Origin of the sequence: Pseudonocardia acidicola, assembly GCF_012911935.1 — a bacterium.
GTDB lineage: Bacteria > Actinomycetota > Actinomycetes > Mycobacteriales > Pseudonocardiaceae > Pseudonocardia > Pseudonocardia acidicola.
The window spans coordinates 1-5,117 of sequence record NZ_JAAXLA010000142.1; the positions used below are offsets into that span (position 1 = coordinate 1).

The following is a 5,117-nucleotide window of genomic DNA, read 5'->3' on the forward strand; positions in this document are numbered from 1 at the left end:
GCCGGCCCCTCCCTGCCCGCGCGCCCCCGCGACCCGAGCCGGCTGGCACGCCGGCTGGGGCTGACCGGCGCGCTGCTGATGGGGATCGGCGCCCTCGGCGCCGGCGCGCTGCCGGTCCCCAACCCGCTCAACGGGTTGCGCGTGCTCGGGCTACCCGGGCGCAACGCCACCGTCTCCATCGCCCTCATCTACGCCGGCATGGGCATGCTCGTGCTCGCCTGGCTGTGGATCGGCCGGATGCTGCGGGCCCGCGGCGCCGTCGCGCCGGCGCCGAACCACGGCCAGCTCGCCCGCACCGCGCTGCTGTGGGCGCTGCCGCTGGCCGCGGCGCCGCCGATGTTCAGCAAGGACGTCTACAGCTACCTGGCGCAGAGCGCGATCACCGCGCGCGGCCTGGACCCGTACGTCCTCGGACCCGCCCAAGCCCTCGGCGTGGACGACCCGCTGACCCGCACCATTCCGACCATCTGGCGCGACACCCCGGCGCCCTACGGCCCGCTGTTCCTCGCGCTCGGACGCGGGATCACCGCGCTGAGCGAGGACGACGTGGTGCTCGCCGTGTTCCTGCACCGGGTGCTGGCGATCGCGGGCGTCGCGCTGATCGTGTGGGCGCTGGCCCGGCTGGCCCGGCGCTGCGGCCTGGAGCCCGGACTGGCGCTGTGGCTCGGCGCGGCCAACCCGCTGGTGCTGTTCCACCTGGTCAGCGGCATCCACAACGAGGCCCTGATGATCGGGCTCATGCTCGCCGGACTGGAGATCGGCCTGGGCCGGACGGGAGCGCGCGCCGATCCCGCCCGGCCGGACCGCGGCTGGATCGCCGGCGCGGTGCTCATCACGGCCGGCGCGGCCGTGAAGCTGCCGGCGATCCTCGCGCTGGGCTTCCTCGGCATGCACCTGGCCCGGCGCCGGGGCGGGCGGATCCGCGACGTCGCCGCGGCCGCCGGTGCGCTCGGCGCGATCGCCGTCGCCGTCTTCGCCGCGCTGGGCTTCGGCACCGGACTCGGTTTCGGGTGGCTGGGCACGCTCGGCACGGCCAACACGATCCGCAGCTGGATGTCGTTGTCGACCGTCCTCGGCCAGCTCAGCGGCCAGATCGGCATCCTGGCCGGCCTCGGGGACCACACGAACACGACCCTGACGATCACCCGCGGCGTCGGCGGGCTGGCCGCGGCGCTGGTCTGCTGCTGGCTGCTGCTGGCGACGCTGCGCGGCCGGGTCGAGCCGGTCACCGGGCTGGGCGCCGGACTGGGCGCCGTCGTGCTGCTCGGTCCCGTCGTGCATCCCTGGTATCTGCTGTGGGCGGCCATCCCGCTGGCCGCCACCCAGGGCCTGCCCCGTTACCGGCGGGCCGCACTCGCCGCGTCCGCGCTCCTCGCCCTGATGGTGCCGCCGACCGGCGCCGACTTCGCGTTTCGGGCATACCAGCTACCGATGGCGATCGTCGCCGGCGCTTTGATCCTGTTGGTCGCGATCCTGGTGGTGCGCCGCCGGCTGCTGGCCGAACCCGAACCCGTGGCAGCGGACACCGCCACGGGCCCGGGCTGAGCCGCGTCATTAGAATCCGGCCCCGTGAGTTCCCCTGCGGCAGCGGCTGTCGAGGTCCGCGGCCTGGTCAAGCGATACGGCCGGACGACCGCGGTCGACAGCCTGGACCTGGAGCTGCCACCCGCCAGCGTGCTGGCGCTGCTCGGCCCGAACGGCGCCGGAAAGACGACCACCGTCGAGATCTGTGAGGGCTTCCTGCGCGCCGACGCAGGCGAGGTCCGGGTGCTCGGCATCGATCCGGCCGGCGCACCGGACACCCTGCGCGCCCGGATCGGGATCATGCCGCAGGGCGGCGGCGCGTACCCCGGGGTGCGTGCCGAGGAGATGCTCCGGGTCGTCGCCGCCTGCGCCGCGCATCCGCTCGACATCGGCTGGCTGACCGACGTGCTGGGTCTGGGCTCCTGTGCCCGGACCCCGTACAAGCGGCTCTCCGGCGGGCAGCAGCAGCGCCTCGCGCTCGCCTGCGCCATCGTCGGCCGTCCCGAGCTGGTGTTCCTCGACGAGCCCACCGCCGGGATGGACCCGCAGGGCCGCCGGCTGGTGTGGGAGCTGATCGACGCACTGCGCCGCGACGGGGTCGCCGTGCTGCTCACCACGCACCTGATGGAGGAGGCCGAGGCGCTGGCCGACCAGGTCGTCATCGTCGACCACGGCCGGGTCGTCGCGCAGGGCACCCCCGCCGAGCTCACCGCGGGCGGCGACCAGCAGGAACTGCGGTTCCGGGCCAAGCCCGGGATGGATCTCGAGAACCTCACCGCCGCGCTGCCCAGCGGGTACCGCGCCGCCGAACCGATCGCGGGCCGCTACCTGGTGCAGGGCCGCATCGACCCCGGCGTGCTGGCGGCCATCACCTCCTGGTGCGCCGGGCAGGGCGCACTCGCCGACGACGTCCAGGTCGCCCGCCGCAGCCTGGAGGACGTCTTCCTGGACCTGACCGGCAAGGAGCTGCGTTCATGAGCGTCACCGAGCCGGCACGCCCGGGCGCATCCGACGTCCGGTTCGCCGCGGGCACCTTCACCCCGGACCCCGCGCGCGGCTCACTGGCCCGGATGCTGCTCGCGCAGTCGGCGACCGAGCTGCGGCTCGCGCTGCGCAACGGCGAACAGGTGCTGCTCACCCTGCTCATCCCGGTCGTGCTGTTGTTCGGGCTCACCCTGCTCGACGTGGTGCCGTTGCCCGACCCGCGGGTGCAGGCCGTGGTGCCCGGGGTGCTCGCGCTCGCCGTGATGTCCACCGCATTCACCAGCCAGGCCATCTCGTTCGGCTTCGACCGGCGCTACGGCGTGATCCGCAGGCTGGCCGCGACGGCGCTGCCCCGGTGGCTGCTGGTCGCCGGCCGGCTGGCCGCCGTGCTCGGGCTGGTCGTCGTGCAGACCGTGCTGCTGTGCGCCCTGGCCTCGGCACTGGGCTGGCGGCCCGACCCGGCCGGGGTCGGCTGGGCGCTGGTCCTCGTGCTGCTCGGCTGCGCGGCGTTCGGCAGCCTGGGCATCCTGCTCGGCGGGTCGCTGCGCGCCGAGGTCGTGCTCGCGGTGGCCAACCTGGTCTGGTTCGTGCTGCTACTGGCCGGCGGGATCGTGATCCCGACCGCCCAGCTGCCCGGTGTGCTCGGCACGGTCGCGGGCTACTTGCCCTCGGGAGCGCTCGCCGAGTCGCTGCGCGCCGCGCTCGTCGCCGGGCAGCCGCCCGGGGTGCAGCCGGTCGTGGTGCTGCTGGCGTGGACCGCGCTCGCGACGGGGCTCGCCGTCCGCACCGTCAAGCTGCGCTGACCCGCGAGTCGGCACTTATCTGTGGCGGGAGCCCCGGTCAAGTGCCGGCTCATGGTCCTTTTGGGGTTTGTCGTCGCGTGCGTGGTTGGCGGTCGTTCCGGAGCCGGCGTCAAGGTGGAGCGCCCGATGGACGAACGACGTTGACGCCGGCGAGGAGCGCCGCAGGCTGGGGAGGCGACGAAGGGCCTCGGTCGGTTCAGTTCATGGTCGGCCTTCTTCATTAGTTGGCGGTGGTGGCCCGGGCCGTGCCGGTGCTCGTGTGAGGCGGAAGGATCCGCGGGCGCCCCGGCTTATCTGGGTCCTCGAACCAGCACTGGGTCCGGCGACATGATGATCGATTGGGGCTGTCCCACGGGTGAGGTCGGGCAGGTGGGCCGCTCGGTCTTTCGAGGCCGTCCAGCCGGTCGCAGGCGTGGCGGCAGTGCCTTCTCGGGAGCTGGCCGCACCAGCCATCAGGTGGTCGGGCAGTGCGCAGATCCGCGGCCTCGGTGCATCACCGGCTGCTGGGGCCCTGCCCGGTCAGGCGGCCCGCGCTGGCGGGCCGGTGCGTCGCGGCGGGGGCGGGGCGAGGGCCTGCTCGTCGAGGGCGCGGAGTCGGTGGTAGCAGCGGCGGGCGAGCTTGCGCCCGACCGACAGCGCGGCGCGTTGCCCGCCGAGCCGCTCGGCGACCTGGGTGTAGTAGATGTGGTCGGGGCTGGCGGCGCGCGCGGCGCACCGGCCGGCCTCATACAGCGCCCAGCGCAGCAGCGGTACGCCTTGCCGGGACAGCCGCCCGGGTGAGCGTTTGCCGTCGGAGGAGTACACGGTGATGTCCAGCCCGGCGTGGCGGACCACGTCGCGGGAGTGGGCGAACCGGCGGGCGTCGCCGATCTCGCACCAGATCACCACCGACAGCAGCGCGCCGATGCCGAACTCGGCCTGTAGCGCACGGCAGCCGGGTTGGCGGCGGGCGAACCCGACCAGCTCGGCGCGCACCACAGCGATCTCGGCGTCCAGCGCCGCGATCACTCGCAGCGCCACCGAGATGGCCTGGCGGGCCGCCGGGCTAAGCCCCTGGATCCGGGCCAGCCGGTCACGCTCGCCGGTCAGCAGGCCGCGCTGGGCCGGAGCCCCCAGGTGATACAGCGTGGCGTGCATGCGCTGTTGCCAGCCGGTCCGCTGATCGGTGAGGTCCTTGTACAGCCGGACCTTGGCTCGGGTCTCCAGCACCAGCTGCGGCGGGATCCAGCACTCCGGCAGCCGCCCATCGAGCAGCAGATCGCGCAGATGCCGGGCGTCGATCCGGTCGGTCTTGGCGTGGCGGCGCCGCCCCCGCAGTGCCGCCACGTCGGCCGGCTCGGCCAAGTGCGCGACCACCCCCGCGGCCTGGCATTCCTCGATCACGAACCGCCAACCCGTGCAGCCCTCCACCGCCAGCTCCACGTGCCGGTCGGTGAACTCGCCCAGCCAGCCGCGGAACAGCTGCCGATCCGCCGGGCTGATCCGACCCCGCCGAACCTCGCCAGAGTCGGCGTCCAACACCTCGAAGGTGATCTGCTTCCGGTGCAGATCCAAGCCGCCTACGATCGCCATCGGGACCTCCTCGAGCACCCTCAGAAACCAGATCTGGTCTCCACGGGACCGATGTTTCCGTGCCGAGGGGGTCCCGCCACATGTCACCTTTCGGGCGCGCGAGTCGGCATTCTCCGGTCTGCGAGTCGCCATGCCGTGGGGTCCCCGGCCCGGGCCGGGGACGTCCATCGGAGCGGCATACGATCGGGCCGTGGCTCGACCCTCCTTCCTGGAACGCCTTCCCCCGACCCCACC

The 5,117-nt window shown here is 73.9% G+C and carries 4 protein-coding genes; 3 read left to right on the plus strand and 1 reads right to left on the minus strand.

Going from position 1 to position 5,117, the window contains the following annotated elements; translation table 11 throughout:
- The 3 genes from mptB to HF526_RS34105 all read left to right on the plus strand — a co-directional run.
- Window positions 1-1,545: polyprenol phosphomannose-dependent alpha 1,6 mannosyltransferase MptB (gene mptB, locus HF526_RS34095; RefSeq protein WP_169385777.1), on the plus strand; the 1,545-nt coding region annotated here is incomplete at its 5' end.
- A 24-nt stretch (window positions 1,546-1,569) separates the two neighbouring features.
- Complete coding sequence (locus HF526_RS34100; protein ID WP_169385778.1) at window positions 1,570-2,502, plus strand: ATP-binding cassette domain-containing protein; 933 nt, start codon at window positions 1,570-1,572, stop codon at window positions 2,500-2,502.
- A complete protein-coding gene (locus HF526_RS34105; RefSeq protein WP_169385779.1) occupies window positions 2,499-3,311 on the plus strand; it encodes an ABC transporter permease in 813 nt (270 codons plus the stop codon). The genes HF526_RS34100 and HF526_RS34105 overlap by 4 nt, the downstream gene beginning before the upstream one ends.
- 519 nt (window positions 3,312-3,830) lie before the next feature.
- Here HF526_RS34105 and HF526_RS34110 read toward each other — a convergent pair.
- The gene (locus tag HF526_RS34110) at window positions 3,831-4,883 is read right to left on the minus strand and encodes an IS110 family RNA-guided transposase (protein ID WP_169385780.1); all 1,053 of its coding nucleotides are present in this window, start codon (window positions 4,881-4,883) and stop codon (window positions 3,831-3,833) included.
- Window positions 4,884-5,117: the final 234 nt, after the last annotated feature.

Excerpts from the sequence above, each read along its gene's own strand:
- HF526_RS34105 (WP_169385779.1), top strand. The coding sequence starts at position 2,499 with ATGAGCGTCACCGAGCCGGCACGCCCGGGCGCATCCGACGTCCGGTTC.
- HF526_RS34110 (WP_169385780.1), bottom strand. The coding sequence starts at position 4,883 with ATGGCGATCGTAGGCGGCTTGGATCTGCACCGGAAGCAGATCACCTTC.